The sequence below is a fragment of the Kitasatospora sp. NPDC057904 genome (assembly GCF_042887925.1).
Classification (GTDB): domain Bacteria; phylum Actinomycetota; class Actinomycetes; order Streptomycetales; family Streptomycetaceae; genus Kitasatospora.
In genome coordinates this window covers 1-14,366 of record NZ_JBHVOL010000017.1, presented here as the reverse complement: position 1 = coordinate 14,366, position 14,366 = coordinate 1, and the positions used below count along the sequence as shown (strand labels likewise).

The following is a 14,366-nucleotide window of genomic DNA, read 5'->3' as shown; positions in this document are numbered from 1 at the left end:
CATCCGATCACAGGAACGAGCCGCGCGGTATCCCTCGAACAGGTGATTTAGTCACTAATCGCTCGACACCGGTGCACAGAGCGCTACGCTGGTGGCCGATCGCTCTGCTGATCTCGCTCCTTGTCGCCCCATACAGTGTGCTTCCCGTCCCGGGACTGCTCGACGGCCCGCTCGGCAGCCCGGGAAGTCTCCAACTCATCGCCCTGTGCCTGCTCTACGGGGCGCTCGCCACCGGGTACGACCTCCTGCTCGGCCGGACCGGACTGCTCTCCTTCGGCCACGCCCTCTACTTCGCCACCGGCCTGTACGCCACCGACCTCGGGATGCTGGAGCTGGACCTGCCGTTCGCCGCCGCCGCGGTGTTCGGCGTGGCCTGCACCGTCGCGCTGGCCCTGCTCCTCGGCTCGGTCAGCCTCCGCGTCTCCGGCATCGGGTTCTCCATGGTCACCCTCGCCTTCGCCCAGGCCGGCTCGATCCTCGTCCAGCGCAACCCCGGTGGCATCACGGGTGGCGAGGAGGGCCGGTCCGCGCCGGCCGACCACCTGCCCGCCGGCCTGCTCGGGATCGAGAACACCGCCAACCTGTACTGGATCGCCGTCGCCTACCTGGCGCTGACCCTCGGCGTCGTCCACCGTGCCGTCAACTCGCCGACCGGCAGGGTCTGGGAGGGCATCAGGGAGAACGAGCGCCGGGTCGAGGTGCTCGGACTGCGGCCCTACGGCTACAAGTTGGTCGCCTTCGTGCTGGCCGGCGGACTCGCCGGAGCGGGCGGGGTCGTCTACCTGCTGCTGACCGGCGGCGCCACTCCGCAGGCCGCCACCTCGGACGCCACCCTCGCGCTGCTGGTCATGGTGGTCCTCGGCGGATCCGGCACCCGCTGGGGTCCGCTGCTCGGCGGCGTGCTCTACACCTGGGCCGGTCACCGGCTCGGCGACCTCGCCAACTCGGGGACGGTCGCGGACCTCCCCGCGGTCCTGCGCGCCCCGCTCTCCCAACCGCTGTTCCTGCTCGGCGCGTTGTTCGTCGCCGTGGTCTACCTGCTGCCCGGCGGTCTGGCCAGGCTGCCCGCCCGTATCCGCGCCGCCCGATCCGCCCGCGCGACGCGCCCGCCGGGTGGCGTCCGTCCTGCCCGTCCCACCGGAGGTGGTCCCACGTGAGCCAGTCGTCCCTGCACCCCGAGGAGTTGGCCGTCCCGGTGCCCGGCGGCGCGCTGTCCGTCCTGCGCTGGCCCGCCGCGGACCCGCGGGCGCCCACCGTCGTGGCGGTGCACGGCATCACCGCCAACGGCCTCGCGTGGTACGAGGTCGCCCGCCAACTGGCCGGGAAGGTCACTCTGCTCGCCCCCGACCTGCGGGGCCGCGGCGGCAGCCGCGCGCTCGCCGGGCCGTACGGCCTGGCCCGCCACGCAGACGACGTGGCCGCACTGATCAACGCGCTCGGACTCGGGCCGGCCACCGTCGTCGGGCATTCCATGGGGGCGTGGGTGGCCGCCCTGGCGGCGGTGCGGCACCGCCGACTCGTCGGCCGGGTGCTGCTCGTGGACGGAGCGCTGACCTTCCCGCTGCCCGACGGCGTCCGAGAGGAGGACGCCCTCGCCGCCGTGCTCGGCCCAGCGCTGGCGCGCCTCTCGATGACCTTCCCGGACCGGAACGCCTACCGGGCGTTCTGGCAGCGGCATCCGGCCGTCGGCTCCGCCTGGTCGGACGGGATCGACGCCTACACCCAGCGGGACCTGGTCGGCCGCGAGCCCGAGCTGCGCTCCTCCTGTGTGCTGGAGGCCGTGCAGACCGATGGTGCCCAGGTGCTGCTGGACACCGAAGCGGCCGCAGCCGTGCACCGGTTGCCCTGCCCGGCCGAACTGCTGTGGGCGGAACGCGGCCTGCTCGACGAAGCGCAGGGCCTCTACGACGCCGAGCGGGTCGCGCGGTCCGGGCTCGACCGGGCACGGGTCCCGGCCTCGCCCGTGCCGGACACCAACCACTACTCGATTCTCTGGTCGGCGGACGGCGCCGGGGCCATCGCGGGCCGCCTGTCCGGCGGGCACGCCTAGCGTCCGCCGTCCCCGTCCCCGCCCCTGTCCCCTCCCGCCGCTCGCCGGGTGCGGCCGTCAGCCGGCCGCGCCCAGGAAGGTCTCCCAACCGCCGGTGGGCGCCTGGCCGACGTTGAGCGTGCGCAGCTTGCGCAGGGTGGACTGGTCCTGCACCTCCAGCCACTCGACGAGCTGCTTGAAGGAGACCAGCCGCACCTCGGGCTTGCCGGCGATGGCCTTGAGCGCGTCCTCGACGGCGTCCATGTAGATGCCGCCGTTCCACTGCTCGAAGTGGTTGCCGATGAAGAACGGCGCACGGTTGCTGTTGTAGGCGCGGTCGAAGCCGGCCAGGTAGGAGTCCCGGGCCTGGTTGCGCCAGTCGCCGTACTTGGACGGGTCTCCCTTGGTGCTGCCGCTGGACTGGTTGGCCAGGATGTTGTAGTCCATCGACAGGACCTGGAAGGTGTGCCCCGGGAAGGGGATGGACTGCAGCGGGAAGTCCCAGACCTTGCCGTCCTGCACCTTCTGCGGCCATATCTGGAGGCCGCCCGCCGAACTCGCGTCGTACTTCCAGCCCATCTTCGCCGCCGTCGGCAGCAGCGCCTTCTGCCCCTCCAGGCACGGGGTCCGGCCGCCGATGAGCTCCTTCTTGTAGTCGAAGGGCAGCGGGTCGACGTCGGTGAAGCCGGTGTTGGTCCGCCACTGGGTGACGAACCCGATCGCCTGGTCGATCTCGCTCTGCCAGTCGTCCGGGGTCCACATGTTGACCCCGTTCTTGTCCGGGCGGCTGGAGCAGAAGTGCCCGTTGAAGTGGGTGCCGATCTCGTGCCCGGCCAGCCAGGCCTGGCTGACGAGCTTGAGCGTGCTCTTGACCGCGCCGTCCGACAGGTACGGGATGTCGGAGGCCCCGACCGCGTGCTTCGGCGGGTGGTAGAGGCTGGACTTGCCCTTCGGCAGGGCGTATATGCCGGAGAGGAAGAAGGTCATCGTGGCCTTGTACTGCTCGGCCAGCTTGAGGAACCGGGGGAACTGGCCGTCGTCGGTGCCGCCCGCGCCGTCCCAGGAGAAGACGACGAACTGCGGCGGACGCTCGCCGGGCTTGAGCTTCTCGGGCTTGGGCTGGTTCGGCTGGGGCCCGGTGTCCGCGTTGGAGCCGTCACCGATCGGCGTGCCCTTGGGCACCACGGCCTGGGTCGGATCGGTGGTGCCGGTCGGGGCGGGGGCGGGGGTGCCCGAGGGGGCGGAGGAGGAGGCCGGTCCCGAGCCGGAGCCGTTGCTGGAACAGGCCGCGACCGCCCCGAGGGCCGCGGTCGCTGCGGTGGCACTGAGCACGGTCCTGCGCGAGATGCTGGTCATGGTCTCCCCTGGTGCCGACGGCCGGTGGTGCGGGCGGCTCTGGGCCTTACCGGTCAAATCGGGCAATTGATGAGTATTCCGCCGTTAGCATGTCATGCGGACCGGACGGCGATCAAAGGGGTCGTCCGGGCCCGACGTGGGTCAACACGCCCATGGCGCCCGGCTGGGCTGCAGGGATCCCGGTTCTGTTGCGGTCCTGTGACGCTTCGCGGCCGACTACTCGCTCGGGCAGTACCGTACCGCCGCGGGGGCGGGCTCCGTCAGAGTGCCGAGAGTCGCCGGTTGCGGCGCACTATTCGTGCTATCGCGGTGCTCACCACGGTCGCCGCCGTGCAGGAGACGGCCAGGCTGAGCCAGGCGGTGTCGAACCAGTGGCTGTTCAGCCAGCCCAGCGTCACGATGTAGGCGGCCCACACCAGCGCCGCCAGCGCCGACCAGTGCAGGAAGCGGTGCGGGTGGTCGGGGGAGTGCCCGATGGCCAGGTCGAGGACGGTCCTTCCCGCCGGCACGAACCGGGCGACCACCACCATCGCGGCGGCGGCCCCGCGCGGCCGTTCGACCAGGGCCTGCTGCACCCGGGACACGCTCGCCGCGAGCTTGGGGCGCCGCGCCAGCCGCCGCTGGACCAGCGGGGCGCCGCGTCGGGCGAGGTGCAGCAGCAGGAGGTCGCCGAGGAACGAGGAAATCGCAACGCCCAGGCCGAGCAGCACCGGGGCGCCGTCGATCTGCGCGGTCTTGAGCACGGCCAGGATCACCAGCGTGCCGCTGGGGATGAAGGGGAGGAGGGCGTCGCCAAGTACGGCGCAGAGCGCCAGGGCGCAGATCCACGAGGATCCGATCGCCGCCACGAAGTTCAAGGCCCGTACTCCCTCCACGCCGCCCGGGGGAGCAGGTGGCTGCTGGGGTCAACGCTAGCGCCTCGACTTTTCATGCCATGAAGCACCCCGGGTATGCGCGGGATCACAGCCGGGGAACGAAGCCGTCGCGGTCGGCGGCACCAGCCGCCGGAGTGATCCGCGCCACATTCCATGCTGCCGCACTTCCCGCCGGGCGTGGAGCCCCTGCCGGATTTGCGCCCGGCCGGACGGATGCGGGCCGCACATGGAATGGAACGAGCCCCCGGAGCGGGGTTTCCACTCCGGGGGCTCGCATGGATCGTCCGGAACTGGTCCAGCCCGGCGACCTTGTCAACGGGAACGGGGGGCTTCCCATCGATGCCCCCGCTCCTGATCACCAGCCTGCCGGACTCCGGCGGTCCATCGCGAGACCTGCGGCTGGCGACTTCCGGCTCTGGCGTGAAGTCGCCACGCGTGTCCGCCCGCTGGCGCTGCGTCAGACGAACGTCCGGTCGGCGGCGGCTCCGGTCGAGGATCGAGCGGCGGCTCCGGAGATGTGCCGCGGGACACCCCGGAGGCGGGGAACAGCGGGCGCCGGACGGTGGTTGCCCCCGATCGGCAGGAGTAGAAGAGACCGGAAAGGCGAGCGGCATGACCACCGAGGACCAGCAGACACACGGCACCGAACCGCCCGCCCCCGCGATCCGGGGCACCGCCCGCGGCACCGCACCCGCCCCGCTCTCGATCCTCGACCTCGCGACCGTCGGCGCCGGCCACACCCCCGCCGAGGCGCTCGCGGCCACCACCGCACTCGCCCGGAACGCCGAGCGCTGGGGCTACCACCGCTTCTGGGTCGCCGAGCACCACGGCATGCCCGGCGTCGCCAGTTCCACCCCGGCCGTCCTCCTCGCCCACCTGGGCGCCCACACCACCACGCTCCGGCTCGGCTCCGGCGGCGTCATGCTCCCCAACCACGCCCCGCTCGCCATCGCCGAACAGTTCGGCCTGCTGGAGGCCCTGCACCCCGGCCGGATCGACCTCGGCCTCGGTCGCGCCCCCGGCACCGACCAGGCCACCGCCCGGGCACTGCGCCGCGGCCTCGCCGAGGGCGCCGACGACTTCCCCCAGCAGCTCGCCGAACTGACCCACTTCCTCGACGGCGACTTCCCGGCCGGCCACCCGTACGCCCGGCTCACGGCCGTCCCCAACGGCGATGCCCGACCGCCGATCTGGCTCCTCGGCTCCTCGGGCTTCAGCGCCCAGCTCGCCGGCCGCCTCGGCCTGCCCTTCGCCTTCGCGCACCACTTCAGCAGCGCCAACACCCTCCCGGCACTCGACCTCTACCGGGACTCCTTCCGCCCCTCCGCCGTCCTCACCGAGCCCTACGCCCTCATCGGCGTGAGCGCGGTGGCCGCCGACGACGAGGACTCCGCCCGCCGCCTCGCCCGCTCCGCGGCGCTCGGCATGCTCCGGCTGCGCCGCGGAACCCCCGGCCCGATCCCCACGCCGGAGGAGGCCGAGTCCTACCCGTACAGCCCGGTCGAGGCCGACTTCATCGACAACTGGCTGGCCAACGTGGTCCTGGGCGCCCCGGGCGAGGTCGCCGACGGCCTCGAAGCCCTGCGCAAGCGAACGGGCGTCGACGAGCTGATGATCACCTCCCACATCCACGGCCACGAGGCCCGCCTCCGCTCCTACGGCCGGATCGCCGAGGCCTACGGCCTGACGGCCACGGCCTGAGGCAGACCGCCCGACGCAGACCGCCTGTTCCCGGCCATCGTCGTGGCCGGGGTCGGCGGGTTCCTGACCGGCATGCCGTGGCGGACTCCGGCGGCGACCGGACCGGCGGGCAACGGGCCTGCTCACAGAGGTGGTGCCGGGGCTGGAGCCCTCAGGGCCGGACGTCCTCGCACGCCGATCGCGACGCGTCGCGCGAGCGACCGGCCGTGTCCTGACGGACCTTGCCAGGTCATGGGCGCCGGGCCGGGGACTCCCCGCAGCTGCCGGCCTCCGGTCGTGCAGGCCGCCAGATACCGTCGCGGGCTCGTCCCGAGCCGCCGTCGAGCCGCCGAGCAACCGAGCCGCCCGGCAACCGGGCGGCCGAGAGCGAGGTGGCGAGCCCCTGCGGCCGGGGTGCCGCCTGATCGCCAGCCGCCCCAGCGCCCCCGGCCCGGCCGTCGTCGTGGCCGGGGTCGCGGGGATCCCCGGTACTCGGCCCTGCGGACGCTCAGTCCGCCAGCCGCCGTCCGCCAGCCGCGAGTCAGCAGCCGTCCGCCGGGCGGCGCTCGCGCTCCGGCCCGTTACCGGGGGGCGGGCCGGGACCGGCGCAGTATGGCGGCGACGCGTTCGGCGTCGCCGGGGCGGGCGAAGTACCAGCCCTGGGCGGTGTCGCAGCCGGTGAGGCGGAGGCGTTCGGCCTGGGCGGCGTTCTCGATGCCCTCGGCGGTGACGGTCAGGCCCAGGGTGTGGGCCAGCTGGACCATCGCTCCGACGATCTGCTCGTCGGCGTCGCTGCGGCGGCTGTCGGGGGCCGGGTGGTCGGGCCGGCCGGCCGGGGCCGGGTCGCGGAAGCCCTCGATGAAGGTGCCGTCGAGCTTGAGCACGTGCACCGGCAGGCGGGAGAGGTAGGCGAGGTTCGAGTAGCCGGTGCCGAAGTCGTCGATGGCGATCCGGACGCCCATGTCGGCGAGCGCCTGCAGGGCCTGGAGCGGGCGGCCGCCGGGGCCGAGCAGGGCGCTCTCGGTGATCTCCAGCTGGAGCAGCCGGGCGGGCAGGCCGGTGCGTTCGAGGGCGCGGGCGACGTCGGCGACGACGTCGGAGTCCCAGATCTGCCGGGCGGCCAGGTTGACGCTGACGAAGGTCTCGGTGTCGGGGAACTCGGTGAGCCACTGCCGGGCCTGGCGGCAGGACTCCTCCAGCACCCACTTGCCGAGCGGCACGATCGCGCCGGACTCCTCGGCGAGCGGGATGAAGCGGTCGGGCGAGAGCGTCCCGTAGCGGGGGTGGCGCCAGCGGACCAGGGCCTCGGCGCCGTGCACCGCGCCGTCGGCGAGGCCGACCAGCGGCTGGTACTCGATGGTGAACTCGCCGCGTTCGAGGGCCGGGCGCAGTGCGGTGGCGAGGAGCTGGCGGGTGAGCTGGTGGGCACCGCGGTCGGAGTCGTAGAGGGTCCAGCGTGCGCGGCCGTCGGCCTTGGACCAGTAGAGGGTGGCGTCGGCGTCCTTGACCAGGTCGGTCGGGGTGGTCCCGTGCACGGGGCGTTCGACGACGCCGACGCTGGCGGTGATCACCAGGCGGTGACCGGCGATGTCGAAGGGGAGTTCCAGGGCTTCGAGGATGCGGGCGGCCAGGTCGGTGAGCTGTTCGCTGCCCGCGCTGTCGGTGACGAGGACGGCGAACTCGTCGCCGCCCATCCGGGCGACCAGGTGGGCGCTGTGCCCGGGGAAGCCGCCGCGCAGCCGGGTGGCGACGGCGATCAGGAGCTGGTCGCCGATGTGGTGGCCGAGGGTCTCGTTGATCGCGGCGAAGCCGTCGAGGTCGAGGTAGCAGACGCCGACGCGGCGCCCGTCCGCGGGGCGGGGGTCGCCGGTGAGGCAGGCGGCGTCGAGGCGTTCGAAGAAGTAGGTCCGGTTGGGGAGCCGGGTCAGCGGGTCGTGGAGGGCCTGGTATTCGAGGCGGTCGCCGAGCCGGCGCTGTTCGGTGATGTCCTCGACGAGGGCGAGGGTGTAGAGGGGGTGCCCGGCGCTGTCCCGGATGAGGGAGACGGTCACCTTGCTCCAGACCGTGCGGCCTTCGCGGTGCCTGAGCTGCTTCTCGACCCGGAACCGTTCGCGTCCGCCGTGGACGAGGGCGGGGAAGAGCCGGTGCGGCATGCCCTCCGGGTCGAGGATCTCGTGCAGGTGGGTGCGGACGAGTTCGCCGACGCCGCGGCCGAGCAGGGCCGCGAAGGCGGGGTTGACCTCGATGATCCGGTCGTCGGGGTCGATCAGGGCCATGCCGATGACGGCGTCGCAGAAGGCGGCCCGGAAGCGGGACTCGCTGGCCCGCAGTGCGGTGAGCATCCGGTCGGTCCCGTCGTCCGCCCGGTGGGCGCCGTTGGTCAGTGGCGCCGAGCAGGTGGGGCAGAGGAGCACTTCGGGTGCCGCGTCCGGGGCCACCTCGGGGGTGCTGTCCCGGGCTCCGTCCCGGTTGGTGGGCCCGTCCTCCAGGGCCACCCCCGGGTGGTGTGCGTCGGCCCCCTCGTTCTGGCCCGGCACGGCATGCTCCCGTCCGCTGCTGACGCCTGATGCTGGTCCGACCGGTCACCCGGGACTGCGGCGGCCGGCTCCGCACTCTGTCGCGGTCCTCGGGGTCGGTCCGGCGCGGGACGCCCGGCGGGGAACTGCCGCGTGGGGGAGACCGCGTGGACACCCGCGTGAAGAACAGGGCGCTGCGGCCGATCATAGGACGCGTCGGCAACGCGCGGTGACCGCCGCCAGGGTGATTCGCCCGCTTTGGGGTCAACCGTGGCGGTACATGCAGACGCCCCCGGTACACATCACATGATGTGCGCCAGGGGCGCGTGCGCCGAACCCGCGCCCCATGACACCGGTTGCGCGCCGGGAGCGCGAAGCGGGGTGGGGCCTCGGCCGGCGGGGCGTCCGCCGGAACGTCAGGCCAGCGTGGCCGTCAGGGTGATGGTGGTGCCGGTGAGGGCCTGGCTGACCGGGCAGTTCGCCTTGGCGTCCTCGGCGGCCTTCACGAAGCCGGCCTCGTCCAGGCCCGGGACGTCGCCTACCACGGTCAGGTGGATGCCGGTGATGCCGGCGCCGGGCTGGAAGGTCACGTCGGCCTGGGTGTCCAGCTTGGCGGGCGGGGTGCCGGCGCCGGCCAGGGCGTGCGAGAGGGCCATCGAGAAGCACGCGGAGTGCGCGGCGCCGATCAGCTCCTCCGGACTGGTCTTGCCGTTGGGCTCCTCGGCACGGGCCGCCCAGGAGACGGGGTACTCACCGATGCCGGACGAGGCGAAGGTCACCTGCCCCTTGCCCTGGAGCAGGTTGCCCTCCCAGGCGGTGCGGGCGGTGCGGGTCGTAGCCACGATCGGTACCTCCATTGCTGACATTGCTGCGGAACTGCTGAGGAGCAGCTGAGGAACTGCTGGTGCGTCACTTCCGGTCATGCACGCACCAGCCTACGGTGGGCCCCGGTCCGTCCCCGGGTACTTCGGGTGCCCGGCGGTGCGGCGGTGCGTGCGCCGTCCGGATCGTGGACGGTCGGGTGCAACGGAGGGGACCGGGGCCGGGAGCCCTGTTAGATTGGCGCGGGCCCGAGCTCGGCCGCCGTACGGCCGGGTTTCCACCACCAGCCTTTCCGGGAGCCGCCGCGATGACGGACCACCCCACGACCTCCGACGCCGCTCTGCCCGCGGGGGTGGACGACGCCGTGCGCGCCGAGCTGACCAGCCTGCGCGAGAGCATCGACAACATCGACGCCGCGGTGGTCCACATGCTGGCCGAGCGGTTCAAGGCGACCCAGCGGGTCGGCCGGCTCAAGGCCGAGCACAAGCTGCCGCCGGCCGATCCGGCGCGGGAGCGGGACCAGATCAAGCGGCTGCGCGAGCTGGCCGCCGGGGCCAAGCTGGACCCGGTCTTCGCTGAGAAGTTCCTGAACTTCATCATCGCCGAGGTCATCCGCCACCACGAGGCGATCGCCCGCGCCTGAGGCTCCGCGCACGAGGGCCGCGGGCCCGAGAAGGTCCGGCACTGACCGATGTCGACCGGTTCCGACTGTTTTCAACCGGTACCGGCGGGCTCCGCGGCGGTGAATCAGCGTCCCGGGGGCCCGGTGTCAGGGGTGCCGGGGGTGTCGGGCGCGGCTAAAGTCCGGATTTCGTGAGGCTCCACGGTTGGCGTAGCGTGCAGGTTTCCGCAGCCGGAGAGGTGGAGCAGCGACGATGGCGGTGAACCTGCCCGAAACGCCGAGCGAGGCCGAGGGCCGTGCCGAGAGTTCCGCCGCCCCCGGCGGTCGCGCCGAGGCCCGCCGCCGGGCCCGTGGCGGACGCGCCCGCAAGGCCCGGCGGACGCGGCGCAAGCCGCGGCCGTGGTGGATCGAGATCCCGGCGATGATCGCGGTCGGCCTGACGCTCGCGCTGCTGATCAAGACCTGTCTGCTCCAGGTGTTCACCATCCCGTCCGGCTCGATGGAGAACACGCTGCGGATCGGCGACCGGGTCGGCGTGAACAAGCTGGCGCCGCTGACCGGCTGGGAGCCGGAGCAGGGGCAGCCGGTGGTCTTCAAGGACCCGGGCGACTGGCTCCCGCCGCAGCCGGTCGACGGCAACCCGTTCACCAACGCGCTCACCTCGGCGCTGAGCTTCGTCGGGCTGGTGCCGCCGAAGGACGACAACTACCTGGTCAAGCGGGTGATCGCGACCGGTGGTCAGACCGTGCAGTGCACCGGCACCACGCTCACCGTGAACGGGAAGAAGGTCGACGAGCCGTACCTCCACCCGGGGGACGACTCCTGCGCCGGCCTGGACTTCGGGCCGGTGACGGTGCCGGCCGGGCACATCTGGGTGGAGGGCGACCACCGCAGCGACTCGGCGGACTCCCGCTACCACCGCAGCGGCCCGGGTGGCGGCGCGGTGCCGGTGGGCAACGTGGTGGGGCCGGTGTCGGCCGTCGTGTGGCCGCTCAACCACTTCGACTGGTTCGGCTGGGTCGGCCGCTGACCCCGCTCTCGGCGGTGGTCGGCTCCCCGGCGTCCACCGCGACGGCCTCGGCCGCCGCCGCCACCGCCCCCGCGACGGGCTCGACCGCGACGGCGTCCACCGCGACGGCCTCGGCCGCCGCCGCCACCGCCCCCGCGACGGGCTCGACCGCGACGGCGTCCACCGCGACGGACTCCGCCGCCCGCGCGGTCCCCGCGGCCTCCGCCGGCTTGCTCGCCTGGGCCGCGAACGCCCCGGCGAGCACCAGCAGGCCGCCCGCGAGCTGCGGCAGCCCGAGGTGCTCGCCGAGCAGGATCCAGGCCAGCACGGTGGCGACGACGGCCTCCAGGTTGGCCACCACCCCGGCGACCGGCGGCGAGAGGTGCCCGACGGAGACCACGCCGGTCAAGTAGGCGAGGACGGTCGCCACGAGCACCATCCAGGCGGCCGGGAGGAACGCGGGCAGCGAGTGCCCGTTCATCACGACGTCCCCGCCGAGCGGGCTCCAGTCGGCCTCCCAGGGCCGGGTCGCCACGGTGAGCACGACCGCGCCGATCAGCAGGCCGAACGCGCTGACGGCCATCGGGTCGACCGGTCGCTCGCCCCGGCGGCCGGCGTCGGCCAGCACGAAGTAGCCGACCTGGCAGCAGGCGGCACCGAGCGCGAACAGGACGCCGAGCGCGTCGAAGCTCAGGCCGTTCCAGACCTCCACCACGCAGGCGAGGCCGGTCACGGCGACCGCGGCGCCGAACGCCGCGCCCCGGCTGACGGGCTTGCGCTGGACGAACTTGACGTAGCCGATGAGCAGCGGCGGGCCGAGGTACTGGATGAGCAGGGCCACGCCGACCGGGATGCGGGAGATCGCCGCGAAGTAGCAGGCCTGGACGCCGGCGACGGCGAGCAGGGCGAAGCCGATCAGCAGGCCGGGGCGGCGGAGCACGGCGCCGCGGTGGCGGTAGGCGATCGGCAGGAGGACCACGGCGGCACCGGTGACCCGCAGCCAGACCACGTGGAGCGGGGAGAGCCCGGCCTCGATCAGCGGCTTCGCGGCCGTGCCGGAGCCGCCGAAGGCGCAGGCGGAGATCAGCGCGAGGCCGAGGCCGAGGGTTCGTCCGGAGGGGCGGGCGGACGGGGCCGTTGTCTGGTGCACCGACGCATTGTGACAGTCATACCGCCGATGGTGTAAGGCGCCATTCCGCCATTTGGTCCTGCGGGCAACTGTACGCAGCGGAGTATTCACACCGCTCGCCCGCAGGGAGTAAGAGGGAGCAGGGGGCAGTAAGGGGAAGTAAGGGGAAGCAACGGGAAGCAAGGGGACGTGAAGGCGCACGGCAACGCCCCGGCGCCGACTCGGCGGATTCCAGGGGTTGTTGCAACACGTGGTCGGTTTGATCAGGCTGCGATGAGTTTATGCAGGCGCTCGGCTGGGGTTTCCCAGCCGAGCGTTTTGCGCGGGCGGCCGTTGAGTTCGGCGGCGACCGCGGCCAGGCGCTCCGGACCGTGGAGGGACAGATCGGTGCCCTTGGGGAAGTACTGGCGGAGCAGGCCGTTCGTGTTCTCGTTCGAGCCACGCTGCCAGGGACTGGCCGGGTCGCAGAAGTAGACCGGAACGCCGGTGACGACGGTGAACGAGCCGTGGGAGGCCATCTCGGAGCCCTGGTCCCAGGTCAGTGAACGCACCAGGTGGGCCGGCAAGGCCTGCACGGTGGTTACGAGGGCGTCCCGGACGTGCTCGGCGGTGCGGCCGTTCGGCAGATGCAGGAGCATGACGTAGCGGGTGGCGCGTTCGACCAGGGTACCGATGGCTGAGGTGCCGTCCTTGCCGATGATTAGGTCGCCCTCCCAGTGGCCGGGCACTGCCCGGTCCTCCGCGTCGGCGGGCCGATCGCTGATCATGACCATCGGGGTGGTGAACCGTGGCTGGCGCCGCTGGGCCTGGCGATGCGGCCGGCGCCAGGTGCGTCCCGAGCGCAGGGCAGCCGCGATTTCGCGACGCAACTCACCGCGTCCTTGCAGGTAGAGGGTCTGATAGACCGTCTCGTGGACCACGTGCATCTCCGGCCGTTCGGGAAACCGTGCCCGTAGAGCCTGGCAGATCTGCTCCGGGCTTCACTTCCTGTCCAAGTGTTCCTGGATGAAGTCCCCTAGTTCGGGGCTCCGGGCAATCTTGCGCGGCTTGGGGCGTGGCCGACGGGCGTCAGCCCGGGCCTGGGCCGCGTGCGGGCGGTAGACCTCGCTGTCGGGGTGCCGGTTGCGCTTGATCTCGCGGCTGACGGTGGAGGGGCTACGGCCCAGCTCGGCAGCGATCGAGCGGATCGATGCCTTCTCACGAAGCCGGTCCGCGATGTGAATGCGCTCTTCCTCCCGCAAATGGCGGGAGGAGTCGGGCAGAGGGGAAGCCGGCCGCTGAACGGGCGGCTTCCCCTTCCTCGTGCCGGTCGGCTGACTGCCGTTGCGCCATCGCTTGCCGGTCCGAAAGTTGATCCCGACGATCCGGCATGCTTCCTGGCTGCTCAGCCCCTGGTCCATGAGCCGGAAGTATTCCGCCTGCTCACGGACCAGTTTGCGCGGCCCCTGTCTGGTCCGTTCCTTACGAATCTCGAAGGTCATTGCAGTCCCCGGTCAGGGTGTTGCAACGATCCCTAGAAGGCTGATGAAGATCTTGGGTTCTGGCCCCGCCGCGCAAGCGGTGGGGCCAGACTCATTCTGTGGCGATGGGGGAATGGGCCGGGGAGACGGTCGGGCCGGACGTGTGGGAGACGTGCCGGGAGCTGATCCCGGCGGGGAGCGTGTTCGCGTTCCTGGCCGAGCACCGAGGCCGGCTGTTCCCGGCGGCGATGTTCGCGGACATGTACCCGTCGGCGAACGGCCGCCCGAGCATGCCGCCGCAGGTCCTGGCCGCGGCGATCACTTTGCAGGCCCTGCACGGCCTGTCCGACTTCGAGACGGTCCAGGAACTGCGGTGCGACCTGCGGTGGAAGGCCGCCTGCGGTCTCGGGCTGAACGACACCGCGTTCGACCCGTCCCTGCTGTCCTACTTCCGCCGCCGACTCGCCCGCTCTGCCCGTCCCAACCGCGTCTTCGAGGCCGTGCGGGAGGTCGTGAACGCGACCGGCGTGCTGAAGGGCCGCCAGAAGCGGGCGCTGGACTCGACCGTCCTGGACGACGCGGTCGCCACTCAGGACACCGTCACCCAGCTGATCGCCGCCGTCCGCGCGGTGATCCGCGAGGTCCCCGGCGCCGATGCGGTCGCGGCCCTGCACTGCACCGCGCACGACTACACCGATCCGGGCAAACCCCGCATCGCCTGGAACGACGAGCAGGCCCGGGCCGACCTGGTGGACGCCCTGGCCGGCGACGCGCTGCGGCTGCTCGGGCACCTGCCCGAGCAGCCGCTGGGCGAGCGGGCCGCGAACGCGGTCGGGATCCTGGCCCTGGTCGCCGGACAGGACGTCGA

Annotated in this window: 11 protein-coding genes and 1 pseudogene; 6 read left to right on the top strand and 6 right to left on the bottom strand. The window is 72.7% G+C overall.

The window, feature by feature from the left end; translation table 11 throughout:
* Positions 1–29 precede the first annotated feature (29 nt).
* Positions 30–1,157: a branched-chain amino acid ABC transporter permease gene (locus ACFVSN_RS32765; RefSeq protein ID WP_387957318.1), complete on the top strand. Its 1,128-nt coding sequence runs from the start codon at positions 30–32 to the stop codon at positions 1,155–1,157.
* Positions 1,154–2,050, top strand: coding sequence for an alpha/beta fold hydrolase (locus tag ACFVSN_RS32760; RefSeq protein WP_387957230.1), 897 nt, complete (start codon positions 1,154–1,156; stop codon positions 2,048–2,050). The genes ACFVSN_RS32765 and ACFVSN_RS32760 overlap by 4 nt, the downstream gene beginning before the upstream one ends.
* A gap of 57 nt (positions 2,051–2,107) precedes the next feature.
* Here ACFVSN_RS32760 and ACFVSN_RS32755 read toward each other — a convergent pair whose 3' ends face one another.
* Both ACFVSN_RS32755 and ACFVSN_RS32750 read right to left on the bottom strand, forming a co-directional pair.
* Positions 2,108–3,385 carry a hypothetical protein gene (locus ACFVSN_RS32755; RefSeq protein WP_380501479.1) on the bottom strand — a complete coding sequence of 426 codons (1,278 nt, stop codon included), beginning with the start codon at positions 3,383–3,385 and terminating at the stop codon, positions 2,108–2,110.
* A 260-nt stretch (positions 3,386–3,645) separates the two neighbouring features.
* Positions 3,646–4,233 carry a DedA family protein gene (locus ACFVSN_RS32750; protein ID WP_380435299.1) on the bottom strand — a complete coding sequence of 196 codons (588 nt, stop codon included), beginning with the start codon at positions 4,231–4,233 and terminating at the stop codon, positions 3,646–3,648.
* 639 nt (positions 4,234–4,872) lie between these two features.
* On the opposite strand from ACFVSN_RS32750, the gene ACFVSN_RS32745 reads away from it, so the two are divergent.
* The gene (locus ACFVSN_RS32745; RefSeq protein ID WP_380491366.1) at positions 4,873–5,961 is read left to right on the top strand and encodes an LLM class flavin-dependent oxidoreductase; all 1,089 of its coding nucleotides are present in this window, start codon (positions 4,873–4,875) and stop codon (positions 5,959–5,961) included.
* Between the two features lie 560 nt (positions 5,962–6,521).
* Here ACFVSN_RS32745 and ACFVSN_RS32740 read toward each other — a convergent pair.
* Complete coding sequence (locus ACFVSN_RS32740; RefSeq protein ID WP_380435198.1) at positions 6,522–8,477, bottom strand: putative bifunctional diguanylate cyclase/phosphodiesterase; 1,956 nt, start codon at positions 8,475–8,477, stop codon at positions 6,522–6,524.
* Positions 8,478–8,872: 395 nt separating this feature from the next.
* Complete coding sequence (locus tag ACFVSN_RS32735; RefSeq protein WP_380435199.1) at positions 8,873–9,298, bottom strand: OsmC family protein; 426 nt, start codon at positions 9,296–9,298, stop codon at positions 8,873–8,875.
* Between the two features lie 287 nt (positions 9,299–9,585).
* Here ACFVSN_RS32735 and ACFVSN_RS32730 point away from each other — a divergent pair, with 287 nt between their 5' ends.
* Positions 9,586–9,921, top strand: coding sequence for a chorismate mutase (locus tag ACFVSN_RS32730; protein WP_380435200.1), 336 nt, complete (start codon positions 9,586–9,588; stop codon positions 9,919–9,921).
* 232 nt (positions 9,922–10,153) lie between these two features.
* A complete protein-coding gene (lepB, locus tag ACFVSN_RS32725; protein ID WP_380435201.1) occupies positions 10,154–10,930 on the top strand; it encodes a signal peptidase I in 777 nt (258 codons plus the stop codon).
* Here the strand turns inward: lepB and ACFVSN_RS32720 are convergent.
* Together ACFVSN_RS32720 and ACFVSN_RS32715 are read right to left on the bottom strand one after the other, a co-directional pair.
* Positions 10,893–12,059, bottom strand: a complete 1,167-nt coding sequence (locus tag ACFVSN_RS32720; RefSeq protein ID WP_387957227.1) for a DMT family transporter — start codon at positions 12,057–12,059, stop codon at positions 10,893–10,895. The genes lepB and ACFVSN_RS32720 overlap by 38 nt on opposite strands.
* Positions 12,060–12,301: 242 nt before the next feature.
* Positions 12,302–13,426, bottom strand: a pseudogene (locus tag ACFVSN_RS32715) (IS30 family transposase).
* A gap of 197 nt (positions 13,427–13,623) precedes the next feature.
* Here ACFVSN_RS32715 and ACFVSN_RS32710 point away from each other — a divergent pair.
* A partial coding sequence (locus ACFVSN_RS32710) for a transposase (RefSeq protein ID WP_387957316.1) occupies positions 13,624–14,366 on the top strand: 743 nt, incomplete at its 3' end.

Coding starts and splice junctions, on each gene's coding strand:
- ACFVSN_RS32755 (WP_380501479.1), bottom strand. CDS start 3,385: ATGACCAGCATCTCGCGCAGGACCGTGCTCAGTGCCACCGCAGCGACC.
- ACFVSN_RS32745 (WP_380491366.1), top strand. CDS start 4,873: ATGACCACCGAGGACCAGCAGACACACGGCACCGAACCGCCCGCCCCC.
- ACFVSN_RS32730 (WP_380435200.1), top strand. CDS start 9,586: ATGACGGACCACCCCACGACCTCCGACGCCGCTCTGCCCGCGGGGGTG.
- lepB (WP_380435201.1), top strand. CDS start 10,154: ATGGCGGTGAACCTGCCCGAAACGCCGAGCGAGGCCGAGGGCCGTGCC.